At 45.4% G+C, this 15,432-nt stretch carries 16 protein-coding genes and 1 pseudogene; 8 read left to right on the top strand and 9 right to left on the bottom strand.

Features of this window, described 5'->3' with window-relative positions; genetic code table 11:
- Window positions 1–76 precede the first annotated feature (76 nt).
- From JCM19039_RS13535 to JCM19039_RS23240, 3 genes are all read right to left on the bottom strand, one after another.
- A complete protein-coding gene (locus JCM19039_RS13535) occupies window positions 77–889 on the bottom strand; it encodes a hypothetical protein (RefSeq protein ID WP_052398801.1) in 813 nt (270 codons plus the stop codon).
- Window positions 890–1,699: 810 nt separating this feature from the next.
- Window positions 1,700–1,921 carry a hypothetical protein gene (locus tag JCM19039_RS13530; protein WP_042428052.1) on the bottom strand — a complete coding sequence of 74 codons (222 nt, stop codon included), beginning with the start codon at window positions 1,919–1,921 and terminating at the stop codon, window positions 1,700–1,702.
- 83 nt (window positions 1,922–2,004) lie between these two features.
- Window positions 2,005–2,598, bottom strand: a complete 594-nt coding sequence (locus JCM19039_RS23240; RefSeq protein WP_193744242.1) for a DUF1259 domain-containing protein — start codon at window positions 2,596–2,598, stop codon at window positions 2,005–2,007.
- A 160-nt stretch (window positions 2,599–2,758) separates the two neighbouring features.
- Here JCM19039_RS23240 and JCM19039_RS24465 point away from each other — a divergent pair, with 160 nt between their 5' ends.
- The 7 genes and pseudogenes from JCM19039_RS24465 to JCM19039_RS13495 all read left to right on the top strand — a co-directional run bounded on the left by JCM19039_RS24465 (window position 2,759) and on the right by JCM19039_RS13495 (window position 7,996).
- A complete protein-coding gene (locus JCM19039_RS24465) occupies window positions 2,759–2,893 on the top strand; it encodes a LacI family DNA-binding transcriptional regulator (protein WP_193744241.1) in 135 nt (44 codons plus the stop codon).
- 29 nt (window positions 2,894–2,922) lie between these two features.
- On the top strand, window positions 2,923–3,783 hold the full coding sequence (locus JCM19039_RS13520; protein ID WP_052398799.1) for a substrate-binding domain-containing protein: 861 nt from the start codon (window positions 2,923–2,925) through the stop codon (window positions 3,781–3,783).
- Entirely contained in the window at window positions 3,777–4,271 is a 495-nt protein-coding gene (locus tag JCM19039_RS13515; RefSeq protein WP_042428049.1) for a PTS glucose transporter subunit IIA, read from the top strand. Before JCM19039_RS13520 ends, JCM19039_RS13515 begins: the two co-directional genes overlap by 7 nt.
- Before the next feature lie 15 nt (window positions 4,272–4,286).
- Window positions 4,287–5,693, top strand: a complete 1,407-nt coding sequence (locus JCM19039_RS13510) for a sucrose-specific PTS transporter subunit IIBC (protein ID WP_042428047.1) — start codon at window positions 4,287–4,289, stop codon at window positions 5,691–5,693.
- A gap of 12 nt (window positions 5,694–5,705) precedes the next feature.
- Window positions 5,706–7,157: pseudogene (locus JCM19039_RS28005) on the top strand (glycoside hydrolase family 32 protein).
- A gap of 84 nt (window positions 7,158–7,241) precedes the next feature.
- The gene (locus JCM19039_RS13500) at window positions 7,242–7,739 is read left to right on the top strand and encodes a hypothetical protein (RefSeq protein WP_042428044.1); all 498 of its coding nucleotides are present in this window, start codon (window positions 7,242–7,244) and stop codon (window positions 7,737–7,739) included.
- An 8-nt stretch (window positions 7,740–7,747) separates the two neighbouring features.
- Window positions 7,748–7,996, top strand: coding sequence for a DUF1450 domain-containing protein (locus tag JCM19039_RS13495; RefSeq protein ID WP_042404436.1), 249 nt, complete (start codon window positions 7,748–7,750; stop codon window positions 7,994–7,996).
- A 570-nt stretch (window positions 7,997–8,566) separates the two neighbouring features.
- Here JCM19039_RS13495 and JCM19039_RS13490 read toward each other — a convergent pair.
- On the bottom strand, window positions 8,567–9,190 hold the full coding sequence (locus JCM19039_RS13490; RefSeq protein WP_307190270.1) for an HAD family hydrolase: 624 nt from the start codon (window positions 9,188–9,190) through the stop codon (window positions 8,567–8,569).
- 93 nt (window positions 9,191–9,283) lie between these two features.
- Here JCM19039_RS13490 and JCM19039_RS13485 point away from each other — a divergent pair, with 93 nt between their 5' ends.
- Entirely contained in the window at window positions 9,284–10,438 is a 1,155-nt protein-coding gene (locus JCM19039_RS13485) for an acyl-CoA dehydrogenase family protein (RefSeq protein ID WP_042428038.1), read from the top strand.
- A gap of 1,172 nt (window positions 10,439–11,610) precedes the next feature.
- Here JCM19039_RS13485 and JCM19039_RS27400 read toward each other — a convergent pair.
- The 5 genes from JCM19039_RS27400 to JCM19039_RS13460 all read right to left on the bottom strand — a co-directional run bounded on the left by JCM19039_RS27400 (window position 11,611) and on the right by JCM19039_RS13460 (window position 14,599).
- Window positions 11,611–11,853, bottom strand: a complete 243-nt coding sequence (locus JCM19039_RS27400) for a GNAT family N-acetyltransferase (RefSeq protein ID WP_307190269.1) — start codon at window positions 11,851–11,853, stop codon at window positions 11,611–11,613.
- Entirely contained in the window at window positions 11,774–12,703 is a 930-nt protein-coding gene (locus JCM19039_RS27395; protein WP_307190260.1) for a hypothetical protein, read from the bottom strand. The genes JCM19039_RS27400 and JCM19039_RS27395 overlap by 80 nt, the downstream gene beginning before the upstream one ends.
- A 92-nt stretch (window positions 12,704–12,795) precedes the next feature.
- Window positions 12,796–13,401 (bottom strand): PadR family transcriptional regulator, encoded by a 606-nt coding sequence (locus JCM19039_RS13470; RefSeq protein WP_052398798.1) that lies wholly within the window; start codon window positions 13,399–13,401, stop codon window positions 12,796–12,798.
- On the bottom strand, window positions 13,398–14,069 hold the full coding sequence (locus JCM19039_RS13465) for an MFS transporter (protein WP_042428035.1): 672 nt from the start codon (window positions 14,067–14,069) through the stop codon (window positions 13,398–13,400). The genes JCM19039_RS13470 and JCM19039_RS13465 overlap by 4 nt, the downstream gene beginning before the upstream one ends.
- A gap of 29 nt (window positions 14,070–14,098) precedes the next feature.
- Window positions 14,099–14,599, bottom strand: a complete 501-nt coding sequence (locus JCM19039_RS13460; RefSeq protein WP_042428032.1) for an MFS transporter — start codon at window positions 14,597–14,599, stop codon at window positions 14,099–14,101.
- Window positions 14,600–15,432: the final 833 nt, after the last annotated feature.

Below are 15,432 nucleotides of genomic sequence, written 5' to 3'. Positions count from 1 at the left end.
GCAGCAAATGTCCGAAGTGTTTTTATGTGATTTACTGCTTGAATTCCTTTCCAATGCTCCTTTGCAACGACAAAATTCAACGCATCATCTCCCCAATCCCAAGGGATGTCCCACACACCAGAAGGCAGTATTTGTCTCTTAAGAAAACGTAATTCTCCTCAACAAGCCCTTCGTACGTCGGGTACAATTCATCTTCTGGACTCGAAATAAGTTGCAATGGTGTCGGGCTATAACTATTCTCCCAAGTGTCTGGCTCTTTGTTCATCACTTCGTGGACCAGCTCATGCAGTTTTGCTTTTACATCTTTCCCTCGTTCCCAATCATCACCGACAACGTTTAACATATTTTGGAAATTATTAATTTCATGAAAATCCATTTCCGTACAACTGAGAATTCGATCCGTTGCCTTTTCAATGACACGCCATCCTAAACGTGCTTCTTGGCCACCTTGCTCGCCCCAGTGGATGAGGAATGCCGCTAGTTCTACCGACGGATTGTACATCCAAAATTGCTGCGCCTCTTCTGAATACGTCCACCACGGTGCGTGAGCATAGTCATTAAACTCTTGGGTGACTGTTCGCCATAAACCGATCGATTCATCATAAGCATTCATCAAGTACGTCAACATCCGCTGAACAACCGGCTCATTCGGAGAGGCCTCAACTTCAAGTAAAATTTGACCCGCAGACCACGTGGCAATGGCAGAAGAATTTGGCAACCAAACATCTGGCTCTAATCCATGACCAAACCCTCCATCTTCATTTTGAAATGCTGTCAAGCATTCTAGCACAGATGCCGAAGACCTGCCTTCAAACAAATACTGCCAACGCGCATGTTCCAAAGGTCTTGCATTTCGTTTTATCCAAGATTTCGTTTCACGAGCAAACATACGATCCCCTCCTTTATTCACTCTACCACAAATTAATCGAAAAGTGAGTTTTTTCTGTTGCTGGAGGATATATTTCAAATGATCACTACACTTTAAGATAGTTGATTATATTGCCCAGGAAATAATGCTCCTTTCATTGATTGCACAACTGTTCCCTCGCCTCTTCAGGGACATCCGCTTCCTCAACCTCCTTCCACGTTTGTACATATGTACGCTTCGTATCCAATCCCAAGTAAGCGCCAGGTTGCAATGGTTATTTGCAGAGAATGTGATTTCCCTGTGATTTCCTTTCTCTGTAACACCCGATGTCGCATACTCGTATCTGTCCCCGTCCATCTCAAAAGACGCCTCAACAATTACAGATAACAGTTCTTTTCGAGATGAGCGGGTTCACCCTATCCACAAGTTCATTTTGGACGAAGTATTTGACTCTCATGTGCACCCCAGTCACACCTACGATTTGGGATGAACTGAATGTGTTCCTGATTCGCGCTACGAGTCTTTGCTTTCCAGTGCAAGTGGTTGATTGCACTCCAGAGCACAAGTGCAACATCGGTGGTCAGGGTACAACCACCGTGTTTTCTACCTACTGGTTACGATGTGTGTGAAGAAGTCCAAATGCCCCATATATTCGTTTAAGTGACAATCGGGAAAGAAAAATCATCATTTTAAACGTGAATGTGCACATAAACGGAGTCAATGGTCACAAAACGCGATATAAGTGACAATTGAGGGCCATAAGTGCACGGTTCGAGCACTGGATTGTCACATAAGTGCCAGGTCATCACATGCTTGTGCCAAGTGGTGACCCTAGGTCACCACTTTGAACCTTTGTAAAACGTTTTCCGTATTGCCTACAACTCTTGCCGTGATGAACAACGATCGGCAACGAAGTTGTTGAAGTGAGATGGACATGAACAGACAATAGGTAGACGTTTGCCCGTAAAGACCGTTCTCGGTCATCGGATTCAGTGAATGTCTTTCGTTCAACTTACCTAGTGTACTTAAAGCTCGCAAAAACCATTCTTTCATCGTATGCCCCTCCTTAATGATCAGCTTACGTGCGCCAAGTAAGGAGAGGCATTGATCTTTCTTTCGTCTATCTTACATGATTGTCATTTTTGGACGGGCATTCTGTTTAATGACTTGAACGCTTCATGTAGTTTTTCCGCAAATTTGACCGGTTCTGACACATCTTGAATGTGCACGTACATAATAAATGGATCGATATTGATCCAATGATTGTGTAAAGCCGAGACCGTTAATCCTTGACGGGCCAGAGCTCTAAGAAACGGCCCGACTTCTGATTGCACAATTGCTACTTCAGCTAAATTTAACGCTTGCCCTTTTTCATCGACAGACTCAAAGGTTACCCCTACTGGAGTTGCACTACGACTCCTCTTTCCATCAATCGTCGTATTGAAATGGCGTTTCAGCTCAACTGTGCACACACCATCCGCATCCCTACCTGTACCCCCTAGCGTTTCCCCGTAAGCTTTACATCTTCGATCTTCACGCACGTGCAGATTGTTGTATATGTCCTCCATACGTTTTTGGATGTAGTGCTCATCGTTTTCCTCAAGATCTCTAAGCTCCGCTTTGAAATTCATTGCTTCCTTTTCCAACGCGGAATCGGTTTCACTGTGTGATTGGATTTGATTCAACCACGTCCGCACGTCGTTCACATATTGTTGCCAAGCATCGGTCATGCACATCGCCTCCTTCTTACTGCTTATGTGCGCGTGCTGACACCTATGACGAAGTGAACATAAAAAAATGATTGACATTTATGAACGATTCGTTATGATATACGTAAACGATTACGTAATCGTTTACGTATATCATAACCTTATAAAAGGAAGCGATTCCATGAACAAACCGAGCATCCGTGATGTTGCACAGAAAGCTGACGTTTCTACAGCGACCGTTTCCCACGTCATTAACGGAACACGCTATGTAGCAGAAACGACCGCGACACGTGTTCAACTGGCGATGAAACATTAGGTTATATTCCAAACCATGCGGCGAAAACGTTGCGCAGCCAAAAGACATCCACGATCGGCATCATCGTCCCTGACCTAGCCAATCACTTTTTCACATCTGTAGTGAAAGGGATTGAAGACGTGTTAGAGAAAGCAGGGTACCAACTACTCGTCGGCAACACGAACGAGCGAGTAGACGTTGAAATCCAAAAACTGCAAGCGTTTACTTCCCAACAAGTGAGCGGATTAATTGTCGCTACAAGTGCGCTGGACGTAAAAGACATACAGGTGTACCTTCCTGAAGATGTTCCCATCGTCTTCATTGATCGAGTTCCTAAAGGAATGGACCAACCTTCAGTAACCGTTGCCAATGAAGAAGGGGCTTTTTCAGCAGTATCCGAACTCCTATCAACCGGCCACAAGCACATCGGTATGATTACTGGGCTGAATCAATTGAGCACGACAGTCGAACGAACTTCCGGATATAAACGAGCACTTCAAGAGGCGAAACTTCCTTACAATCCTGCCCTCGTTAAAAGTGGTGATTCGCACGTTCAAGGAGGGTACAATGCATGCAAACATCTGTTTGAAACCGAACAGATTACAGCATTGTTTGTGGCAAACAACCTCATGTGTATCGGAGCAATTACTTATTTAAAGGAACAAAACATCCACATTCCACGTGAAGTCGCCGTCATTGGCTTTGATGACTATGAATGGGCGAACATTACCGCCCCGCCGCTAAGTGTTGTCCATCAGCCTGTGTTTGATATCGGGGTCCGTGCATCGGAAAAACTGCTTGCGCAAATTAATGAACAGCCGATTGAAAACCGCCACGAATTGTTGGAAACGTCGCTAATCTTGCGATCTTCCCACAATAAAAACGATGAAAGTGAGTGGTCTACATGCTAAAAAAATTGTTTGGAAAACAACGACGTGAAGAGAAAATCTATGCACCCATTCAAGGAAAGACAGTGAGTCTTGATGACGTTCCAGATCCGACTTTTTCCAAGCGAATGATGGGAGAAGGCATTGCAATCATGCCAGAGAACGGTCAAGTTGTTTCACCTGTAAATGGCAAGATTGAACAAGTTTTTCCAACGAAACACGCCATCGGTATCACTTCAGAAACGGGTCTTGGCATTTTGATTCACATTGGGTTAGAAACCGTGCAGTTAGATGGTCAAGGATTTGAAAGTCATGTAGTAGCGGGGCAAAAAGTGAACGTCGGTGATTCGTTAATCACCTTTAACGTGGAACATGTAAAAGTAAACGCAGAAAGTCTCATTACCCCAATTATCATTACCGAAGGCGCCGACCATGAAGTGTTGACGATTACAGAAGAAAACGTAGACGTTCGCGCTGGAGAAGACATGATCGTTCATTATCAAGGTTCTTAATAGGGAGGGTCAAAATTGGCAAATAATCGTAAGATTGCGGAACAGCTCATCGACGCGATTGGCGGCAAAGACAACATCAAATCTGTCGCTCATTGCGCAACGAGGCTTCGACTGATGGTACATGACCAAGAGGCGATTGACCAAGAAACCGTTGAAGACATTGAAAAGGTAAAAGGGGCGTACTACAATTCAGGGCAATACCAAGTCATCTTTGGGACGGGGACCGTCAACCAAATTTACGCACAGTTCGAGAAGCTTGGCATTGCAGAAGTGAGCACCGATGATCAAAAGCAACAGATCAAGCAGCAAGGAAACTGGTTTCAACGACTCATCCGAACATTTGGAGATGTTTTCGTCCCCATCATTCCTGTGCTTGTTGCAACGGGACTGTTTATGGGACTTCGTGGTCTGTTCATGCAAGAAGAAATTCTCGCTTGGTTCGGTCTCACGCCAGAGACAATTCCAGAAAACTTTTTGCTATTCACTGAAGTCCTTACCGATACCGCCTTTGCTTTCCTACCTGCACTTATCGCTTGGTCCGCGTTTCGTGTTTTCGGAGGTAGCCCAGTCATTGGGATTGTTCTTGGACTGATGCTCGTTAACCCTGCGCTGCCAAATGCATGGGCGGTCGCAGAAGGAGTGTCTGACCCGATCGTTTTCTTTGGATTTTTAGAAGTATCGGGCTATCAAGCTTCCGTTCTTCCAGCATTTATTGCAGGTTTCTTAGGCGCGAAGCTAGAAAAAGCAATCCGGAAACGAGTACCCGAATCGTTGGATCTAATTGTTACTCCTTTCTTAACATTGTTTATTATGATCGTCCTTGCTCTGTTTGCGATTGGCCCCGTATTTAGTGCACTTGAATCCGCGGTGATGAGTGCGGTATTGTACCTTCTTGACATTCCATTCGGCATTAGCGGTCTTGTAATCGGTTTCTTCCACCAGCTCATTGTCATTACCGGTGTGCATCACATTTTTAACTTTCTAGAAGTACAGCTCCTGAATCAGCTTGGGGCGAATCCATTTAACGCCATCATTACGACAGCCATTGCCGCACAAGGGGCTGCAGCACTAGCTGTTGGTCTGAAAACCCGAGAAAAGAAGCTAAAGGCTCTCGCTCTTCCTTCATCATTCTCAGCTTTTCTTGGCATTACCGAACCCGCCATATTCGGTGTGAATCTTCGTTACGGAAAACCATTTATTATGGGTCTCGTTGGTGGCGCGGCTGGTGGTTTCTTCGCTTCACTCGTCGGCTTAGCGGGGACAGGTATGGCCATTACCGTTATCCCAGGTACGCTGTTATATCTCGACGGACAGATTCTTCTCTACCTCGCTGCAAACGGCATTGCCATCGCGGTTGCGTTTGTACTCACGTGGCTGTTTGGTTATTCAGATAAGGAAAAGAAACAAATCGAAGAAGCATAATGAGGTGATCAGATGGAGTGGACGAAAGAGGAACGATACCGACCGTATTCTGCCATGTCAAAAACTGAAGAATCCCGACTTTTGCACGTCGTAGATCACGCTCCTTGGCGGCAACACTATCATATTCAGCCGCCAACGGGCTTGCTCAATGATCCAAACGGCTTCTGCTTTTATAACGGGCAGTACCATCTCTTTTACCAATGGTTTCCATACGGAGCCGTTCATGGGCTTAAACATTGGTATCATACAACATCAACAAACCTCGTTTTGTGGCAAGGTCAAGGGGTCGCCATTGAACCAGAAGAATCGTTTGAAAGTCATGGTGCGTATTCGGGCAGTGGCATTGTTGTTGATGAGCAATTGTACTTGTTATACACAGGAAACGAGAGAGATTCCAATTGGGAGCGAACACCGAACCAGTGTCTTGCAATTATGAAGCAGACGGCAGCATCGAAAAACTATCTTCGCCCGTTGTCGAAGGTTCGCCGCCAGGCTACACTGAACACGTGCGCGACCCAAAAGTATGGCAAAAAAATGATCAGTATTACTTTGTCATCGGTGCACAACGTGAAGACATCACCGGGTGCGCGTTGCTGTACTCCTCTACTGATCTCTTAGATTGGACACTCGTCGGAGAAATAAATACATCCCTCGGTAAATTTGGATACATGTGGGAATGTCCCGATTACTTTGAACTCGACAGTCACGGTGTGTTACTCTTTTGCCCCCAAGGATTAGAGGCAAAAGGCGATGCTTATCGAAACATTTTCCAAAGCGGATACATTCTCGGGTCAAAGCTAAACGTTTCTGACGGCTCGATGAGCCACGGCCCTTTTAGAGAGCTTGATCACGGGTTTGACTTTTATGCGCCGCAAACAACAACCCGTCCAGACGGCCGACGAATTCTCATCGGGTGGATGGGGCTGCCTGACCGTTCCGTACCGACTGAGCGAGACGAATGGGCACATTGCCTCACCATCCCTCGTGAACTAACGATTTCAGGTGATCGCCTCTTGCAAAACCCCGTTGCCGAACTGACGACACAACGGGGAGCTTCTACGCATTTCTCAGATACAACAACGAGGACATTTGGTCATGTTTACGAAGCATACGTCACTTTCACACCGGTAGAGACGTCGAGTACGTACGGGATCAACATGAGAACGAGCGAGTCCGAGCAAACGGTACTCACCTATGACATGGAAACGAAACAGCTCACACTCGACCGGAGCCTTTCAGGCGAAGTACCTGCAACGAGTGAAGGCACCACCCGCACTCACCCTTACTGAACATTGCCATACCCTCCACGTTTTCATGGACCACTCCTCCGTAGAAATTTTCGTCAACGGTGGCGAAGCCGTGTTCACAAGTCGGATCTTCCCGAGTGAAGACGCAACCGGGTTTAACACATTTACAAACGACACAAATGTGACAATCCAAGGAACACAATGGGAAATCCTCTAGCTCGGAGGGTTTCTTTTTATGGCATCCCCTTTCGTGCATTTAGTATACTAAACGTATAATCACTGCTCAGAAAGGCGAGCCTTTATGAAAACAATCCTTGAATTTCTACGACTAAGTATCCGGCTTCCCGAAAAGCAAGCGGTTTTTACGCTTAACCGGGAAGGTTTCGGATTGCCAATTGTGTTTCTTTGTTTTATTTTGTTTATCGTGAGCATTCCGCTTGGACTTCAGATGGTGCTTTCCGGCGAGAATATGGCTGCAGAACTCGCCTTGCCGATCTTTTTTGTGTATTTCACATTTTTGTATTATCCGTTTTTCGTACTTACCATTCTCACACCACTCGTATTCATTACACTGTTTTTGATGATGTACGCTCGAATTGTAAAGCGGAAAATGAGCTTTTTTATGTTGTACAAAATCTCTGCCTTTGCTTCCATCATCCCAGTCATCGGGCTGAGCATTATGATTCTAACGACCGTTGATTGGTTGCAAACCGTCTGGATCGTGATGAGCATCGTCTACATTTTGTTCGTCATGATCCGAGTCGTCCATCTCTATCCCCCTAAACGCACAACGAAGTAGGTGATCTGATGGGAATAATTATCGTCGAGCTCTGCCAGAGCAGTTCGATGACGAATATAGACGTTGAAGCCATATTAGAAGACAAGTACCCCGAAGTGGATGTCGTCACAAACGAATGCCTCTCCCAATGCGGACTTTGTGCGGTACGCCCCTTTGCCGTCGTAAACGGCAATCGGGTTTTCGGCGACACGCCCGAAGAATGCCTCGAAAAACTCAAGTTCCGCATCGAAGTGGAGCTCGAACTTTACTCCATGTAACCCGCTGCTCATGCAGCGGGTTTTTCATTAGGAGATGATGTTATACGAGAGAAATGCGCTAGTTCTTGCGGTTGTCACTACATTAACCGTCCGTTCAGAATCTGCACGAGCCTTCTCTGTCACAAAGGGCTAACTAGACGCCGGCATGCCGTTCGGTTTATCTTCTGCACCTCCGGTGTCGATAGTTGCTAGCTCTTAAGGTTGATATGACTAATCGGGGTTGAAGAAACGAACGGTCATAGATCGCCGAGTATAAGGTAAAGTGCGTTGTTGTAGGGTGATCTAGATCACCATTCTCCTAAAAACTCCCAAAAACGAACGGCCGTCAGCACCGGCGGTGCTGAAAACAGTAAAAAATGGTCTAGATCAACATGAAAATGATCTAGATCGCACAGTTACTGGAAAATACCAGCGTTTTAACGTGATCTAGATCATTTTGGGCGTGATCTAGATCACCATTCTCCTATAATTTACCAATTAAACGTAGAGTGGCGAAGGTCGCCGCCTCACCTTCTCGATCCTCCATAAAAACCCGGATGTCCTATCAACGGCCATCCGGGTTTTAGTCGTTTACGACTTCTCAATTTGTTTTATGGCACTTGGCAACTCGGCTAGATGTTTGATTTTCTGATCAAAATGATCCGCCTCACCGAAGCCATATTCAGCATAAATAAACGGAATTCCTGCTAGCTGAGCCGCTTTCTGATCCCCGACTGTGTCGCCGACGTACACTGGGGAGTGAAGCTGATTTCTCTCCATGACAAGCGTAATGTTCTCACCTTTTGATAGCCCGGTGCGCCCTGGGTTTTCAAAGTCTTTAAAGTACTTCCCGAGTTGATGGTACGCATAAAAAGCTTCAATGTACCCTTCTTGGCAATTACTAACGATGTAGAGCGCATAGGAGGAGGACAGTTCAGCCAACACTTCTTCCAGTTGTGGGTACAATCTGCCTCCTTCCAGAAGAAGTTGTTCGTTTTCTTTACGTTCTACTTCACCGAGTAATTGCATTCGTTCTTGTTCGTCTAACTGTGGAAAGAGCTTTTCTCCAATTTCTTTCGCTTGCAAGCCCATCGTGCTCCCTAATTGTTCTACCGTTATGGGCTGCTCTAGTGTTGGGTGAGCACTAATGGCTTGATTGTACGTTTTTAAAACGGTCTCACTCGAATCCCAAAGCGTTCCATCTAGGTCAAAAATGATGCTATCGATTGGTCTTCACTCCTTTCTCTATACTCACTCTATTGTATAATAAATACAGTGAATACATCACGAATGATTGGGGAGATGAAGATGACACGCCCGTTTTTTACTGAAAGTCATGAATTATTTCAAAAGTCACTCCGCTCATATTTAGACAAAAACGTTCGACCTTACTTTGATTCATGGGAACGAGAAAAAGAAGTCCCGCTTTCCTTTTGGAAAGACCTCGGCGAATTAGGGTACCTTTGCCCGTGGGCAGACGAATCATACGGCGGCATCGAAGCTGACTTCGGCTACTCTGCGATCCTTGGGGAAGAGCTCGAGCGAGTGGGTACAGGCCTCATGGGTCCCGGCGTCCACAATGACATTGTCATGCCGTATATTGAAGCCTTTGGGACAGAAGAGCAGAAGCAAAAATGGCTAACAAAAGCAACAACCGGAGAACTCATATCGTCGGTTGCCATGACCGAACCCGGTACAGGCTCAGATTTGTCAGCCATTACTACGACCGCAGTCAAAAACGGCGATTCGTACGTGTTAAATGGAGAGAAGATTTTTATTACAAATGGCAGTCTATCCAACTTCGTTGTTGTCGTCTGCAAAACCGATTCGAACGCAAAAAAAGCCCATCAAGGATTGAGCCTGATCGTCGTTGATGCTACTGAACAACCTGTCCCTGGGTTCAAAAAAGGCAAAAAACTAGAAAAAGTCGGACAACATACCGGTGGTACGTCTGAGCTGATTTTCGAAGACTGCGAAGTACCTGCGATTCACCTACTCGGTGAAGAAGGCAAAGGGTTCTACTATCTCATGGACAAGCTGCAGCAGGAACGTCTCACTGTTGCGATTAGCGCGATGGCGTCTTGTGAGCGGATGTTGGAACTTACCTTAGATTATGTGAAACAACGCCATGCGTTTGGTAAACCGGTCAGCTCGTTCCAAAACACCCAGTTTAAACTAGCAGAACTAGCTACTGAGATTCAGATCGGTCGGACGTTTGTGGATCAACTCATCGTTAAACATATCGACGGGGAAGACATCGTGAACGAAGTGTCGATGGCAAAATGGTGGACGACTGACCTTGCGAAGAAAGTCGCCGGGGAATGCATGCAACTGCACGGAGGGTACGGCTATATGGAAGAATATGAAATTGCCCGGCGCTACCGGGACGTCCCTGTCGCGAGCATCTATGCCGGAACGAATGAAATTATGAAAACCATCATTGCCAAACATCTCGGCATGTAGATGTACGTATACAGATAATGAGAATCGCACCATAGAACAATCTATGGTGCGATTTCGGTTCTTGCATATCAACCTTGGAACAAATCAAATGCTAAATACAATGACCTTAAGATTTTCCTGATTTGTGCTGTTAGGTGTTGGGTTGGAAGGGTAGCGCGGTGCCATTTAGTGCACAAGTTCACACGTTCTGCGCGCAATTTTGTTCCAATTGGAGCGCAGATTCAATGTTAAGGGAACGAGCAACCTGTCAGCCGGCCTCAGCGGGGACGAATCCAAACGGCACTCGGTTCGGCGCGGCTCGCGCCGACGTCTTGTGGGTACTTCCGCGCGGGGATATACACGAGACATTCTAATCTGTTACCGAGTTTGCGCATTCTGTTCCCTAGTTTATGAAAATATGCCGCTTTTCTTGCGATATTCCCCAACTTGAGAACAGTTCGGTCGCAACTCGAGCACAGTTTCCACTGCAGTAGGATGCTTGCAGTCCAGACTATAAGGGCAACATCGGTGTCAAAGATCGTCCACCGTGTTTTCTATGCACTCCAGAGCATAAGTGCGACATCACCTCACCCTGCGCTCACGCTTGTGTTCGCTGTGTCTACTTGACAGTCCAGACTACAAGGGCAACATCGGTGGCTAAAAGACAGCAACCGTGTTTTCTATGCACTTTAGAGCAAAAGGGCGGCACGGTTCACGTTTCTGCCTACTGGCTAAGGTATGTGGAAAGAAGTCCAAATGCCCCATAAGTTCATATTTGTGACAGTTTGGAAAGGAAAAATCATCGTTTTAAACGTGGATGCGCACATAAACGGAGTTAATGGTCACAAATCGCGATATATGTGACCGTTAAGGGCCGAAAGTGCCCGGTTTGAGGGCTGGATTGTCACATACGTGACAGGTCATCACATGCTTTCGCCAGGTGGTGACCATCGGTCACGCCTTTTTACCTTTCGGCAAACGTTTTCCGTGTTGCCCGCAACCTTTGCAGTGACGAACAACGATCGGCAACAAAGTTGTAGAAGTGAAACGCACTTCAACAGACAATCGGTGAGCGTTTGCCTGTAAAGACCGATCTCGGTCATCGGATTCAGTGAAATTCTTTCGTTCAACTTATCTAGAATTAGTAATCACCATAAACCCTAAGCCGCTAATCTGTTCAAAATGTCACCAACTCATTCATATGTATACATCATCCAAAAACCGATATCTTTAAATCCGATACGCTTATAAATGTTTCCCGCTTCGGGATTGTCATAAAATAAGCAAAGCTCTTTTCCTTCTGAGATTAGCTCTTGGCAAAGGGCTTGCATGCACTGGGAGGCATACCCTTTTCGCTTATAATCTGCATGTGTGCCGACTGCAATGATCATGGCTGAGACGGTATTTTCTGCAGCTGTTGAAGCTGTCGAGACGATTCGTCCGCCAACTTGTACGTATACTGAGCGTGATACACCATCTTTCATCTTTACGCTTGTCACTAGCAGTCACGTCGACCGATTGGTCAAATTCCGGGATGCTGTTTAACAAGTTTACAATCGGCTCGGCATCAGCCTCTGTCGCTCGCTCTACTACAGACACGTCACGGAAATCATTCTTAACGGTTGTACACTTCGCATAATACGTTTCTCGTTTTCGCTTATATGCACCGAGATACGGCTCGATCTTCTCAGTCGTTTCTTTCAGCCCGCTCATCATATGAAACTCAGAATCTTCGAGCATGATTTCTGAAAATGCCAGTGCATCAAACGGTGCGACGGCAAAAGGAATGTAGTTTTGCCGGTATTTAAGAAGAACCGCAATAAGCTCGCCTCGCTCATCCCACTCTCCCCATAACCTTTGAAAATCCTGTTCATACCCAAACGCTTCAATATCACCAATAATAAATAAATTTTCTGCTGCCTTTGTTTTCAATAGAGCAAAGCATTCTTCATGATCTGCTTGAGTTAACCTACGAATCATCGTCCATCCCACTTTCTGAGTAATACTGAACGGCCTTTTCATAGCTGTGTGCATAGTCAATTTCTTTACGTGTCGCCTCTCCGATGTACCCCCTGGATCGATGACAAAAATCTCATCTGCCAAATCAATCTTTTTAAAATGAATTTGTCCGAACATTTGTACTTGCTCGTCGGTAATTTCAATGCCTTCAGACTGCTCAAAAAAACCAACACTAATGACAGCATGTCCTTCAAGTGTTAACGCTCGCTCCGCCTGCTCGAATTGTTCTTTAAATTTCGTCGACCCACATAGTGTGATTACTTTCATTTGAACCCCCACCCCTTATCTCATTATAACAAATTGTCTGTACCTTTTTGAAAAACTGGTTTCCCGGTCATCTGTTTACGTCTTCTTCTATTTCAAAAACAATCGGTCAAACTCTTCAAACGTGAGCTCCTCTCCGTCATCATCCAAATACTTCGGGCTTTCTCTAACGTCACCATCATATTTTTGACCCACGCTAAGTGCAGCTTTTCTTGCTCAATTGCATGTGTATACACACTTGCGGCGACAACAATTCGTTTCTTAATCGCTTGACGGGTGCGAATACCTTGTAGTGTATCGTCTAGAAACTTCTCCATCTCATCAATTTTTTCGCGTTGTTTCCGCTCAAATGTTTGCAGTTGAAAAAGGGCTTCATCGGTTGATAATTGATCGCTAAAAAACGTTTGCATAAGAAACGTGTCTTTTCGTTTTGGAAGCTCAGGTGGTTGGCTTAACCAAGTCTCTAGCTCTTCTTTTCCAGCCGCTGTAATTTGATACAATTTTTTGTCGGGCTTACCGACTTGTTGAACGAGTCGACTTTGAATCCATCCGTTCGTTTCAAGCTTGGCGAGTTCAGGATAGATTTGCGATAGGTTCGAGTGCCAAAATACGCTTACAAACCCGTCAAACTCTTGTTTTATATCATAACCACTTGCTTCCCACGTCGATAATAGTCCGAGTAAACCGTGTTTCAGACTCATGAAGCGTTCTCCTTCCTGTTGTTAGATTTACCAATGTACGGAAATAAGCAAACGCCTAGGATTCCTGCTATGAATAGAATTGAACCCATAATCGTGACCGTCACTTGGAATGTGCTCACCGCTAATAAAAATCCGCTCACCAAAACACTTGGTAACATCATCCCACTCGTCGCCAAAAAGTACAACGCAAACACTCGGGAGTAGTATTTACGGTCTGTCCACTCTTGGATGAGTGTAACAGCAGTTACTTGAAACACACCGATGGCAAACCCTTGCAGAATAAAAAACGGCAGAAGAACGGATAGCGTCGTCACGAACAGTAGCACAACGAACGTCATGACCAAAAATAAAAACGGTGGAAAAAGCAACCATTTCCGTTCCAGACGCACCATCAGTTTAGGTGCCAACCAAGCGCCGGCGGTGATGCCAATGATGTTGCTCACACTCACCCAAGCGATGTTCTCAACCCCAACCCGAACGGTTTCAGTGAGAAAGTGTATAATCACAAGCTCAAATGACGTCGCAACAAACATACCTACGGATACGAAAGCAAATAGCCACCTAAGTTTAGTGTGGGAGAGCATATAACGAAAACCGGCAACAATTTGCAAACGAAGGGTTTCACAATTGGATTCAACATTTCGAACAGCTGGTAATTTTGTAGCCATCCCCCCCGCCACAACTAGGAAGACCATCGCTACGACAAGCAAATAGGTGACAGGTACATTGAGCATAATGCTATGCCCGCAAACACTTGTGCAATAATTCGAACAGTTGTAATGGCCATTTGAAACCATGAATTCGCTCGAGGGCGATGCGGTTCGGGAACGATTCTAGGCAAAAGTGATTGGCTCGCCGGCAAGAAAAATAAATCCAACACGCTCAGCACCGCTAAAAAGATGAGCACATAAAGGAGAGGAAGTACTGGTAATAGGAATACGATAAGCAACAAGCAAACAGCCCTTGCCACGTTTGAAAACCGAATGACTCGCTTGAGTTGTTTGGACTCCATCCAAGCACCGATTGGTAACGATAAAAACAAAACAGGCACGTAATACGCAACATAAAACCACACGAACAGCGTCGGGTCACTCACACGTTGTTCCACTTCTTTTAATAGTGCAAAAAATAACAATGCATCTGCAAATAATGTGAGTAATCGGTTCGTAAATAACACCTTAAATGCCGAAGTCCACATGAAAACCGCTCCTCTTTATGTAAGTTTTATATATAAATATTTATATATAAAAACAAAAGAAAAAGCAAGGTAATTTTTGTTTTCCACATGTGAATGAAGGAAACTCACTGGGCTAATGGTTGAGATTGCTCAAAAACCGTTCCTTACCCTCGTTTTAGGAAACCGAAGGCTCGTTACGGTAAACACCAGACATTCGACTACTTGAGAAAAAGCGTGAACCGCGGGCCGCGTTAAGAACAGAGCTGTCGCTTTTTATGACTCTTTGATGTGACCATCTGCCTTTCAAAAGGGGCTTTTTAAGGTATTAATCGTCTTATATATTTTTTTTGTGACTGATCGGACTCTTTATCAGGCATTTGCCGTCCTAATTCGTCCGTTTCGCTTCCTGAACTGTCACTTAAATTAGGGGTTTGTGACAGTTTGCGCCCGCCACTGCACTCTGCTACAAACTTCATACCCTTCGACTGTAGCGGGATGGCGGCTGGGGAGTGCAAGGACCTATTTTATGTGACCATTCGTGCCAGATATTGGGCATTCATTGACTCCAATTGTCACTTACGCTACTTTTTGTGACCGTTGGCGAAGTTTATGTGACGATTCTGTTTAAGAATTACCCATTCCCCTCGACGAAACGTCACAAAAATCAGCTTTTGTGACGTTTCCAGCACCTCAATCTGGCACCCAGAAGCGTGGGCTAGTGTTACCCTTGTGCTCTGCAGTATCAAGAAAACACAGCGGGCGCACTTTGGCCACCGATGTTGCACTTATAGTCTGGACTGCATAGAAAACACGGGGTGCGCACTTTGACCACCGATGTTGCACTTTGTGCTCTG

Origin of the sequence: Geomicrobium sp. JCM 19039 (genome assembly GCF_000698145.1) — a bacterium.
In the GTDB taxonomy this organism is placed as follows: Bacteria; Bacillota; Bacilli; order Bacillales; family Marinococcaceae; genus Geomicrobium_A.
This window is presented reverse-complemented; position numbering and strand designations above follow the sequence as displayed.

Coding starts and splice junctions, on each gene's coding strand:
- JCM19039_RS13535 (WP_052398801.1), bottom strand. CDS start 889: ATGTTTGCTCGTGAAACGAAATCTTGGATAAAACGAAATGCAAGACCT.
- JCM19039_RS13530 (WP_042428052.1), bottom strand. CDS start 1,921: ATGAAAGAATGGTTTTTGCGAGCTTTAAGTACACTAGGTAAGTTGAAC.
- JCM19039_RS23240 (WP_193744242.1), bottom strand. CDS start 2,598: ATGACCGATGCTTGGCAACAATATGTGAACGACGTGCGGACGTGGTTG.
- JCM19039_RS24465 (WP_193744241.1), top strand. CDS start 2,759: ATGAACAAACCGAGCATCCGTGATGTTGCACAGAAAGCTGACGTTTCT.
- JCM19039_RS13515 (WP_042428049.1), top strand. CDS start 3,777: ATGCTAAAAAAATTGTTTGGAAAACAACGACGTGAAGAGAAAATCTAT.
- JCM19039_RS13500 (WP_042428044.1), top strand. CDS start 7,242: ATGAAAACAATCCTTGAATTTCTACGACTAAGTATCCGGCTTCCCGAA.
- JCM19039_RS13495 (WP_042404436.1), top strand. CDS start 7,748: ATGGGAATAATTATCGTCGAGCTCTGCCAGAGCAGTTCGATGACGAAT.
- JCM19039_RS13485 (WP_042428038.1), top strand. CDS start 9,284: ATGACACGCCCGTTTTTTACTGAAAGTCATGAATTATTTCAAAAGTCA.
- JCM19039_RS27395 (WP_307190260.1), bottom strand. CDS start 12,703: ATGAAAGTAATCACACTATGTGGGTCGACGAAATTTAAAGAACAATTC.
- JCM19039_RS13470 (WP_052398798.1), bottom strand. CDS start 13,401: ATGAGTCTGAAACACGGTTTACTCGGACTATTATCGACGTGGGAAGCA.
- JCM19039_RS13465 (WP_042428035.1), bottom strand. CDS start 14,069: ATGGCTACAAAATTACCAGCTGTTCGAAATGTTGAATCCAATTGTGAA.
- JCM19039_RS13460 (WP_042428032.1), bottom strand. CDS start 14,599: ATGTGGACTTCGGCATTTAAGGTGTTATTTACGAACCGATTACTCACA.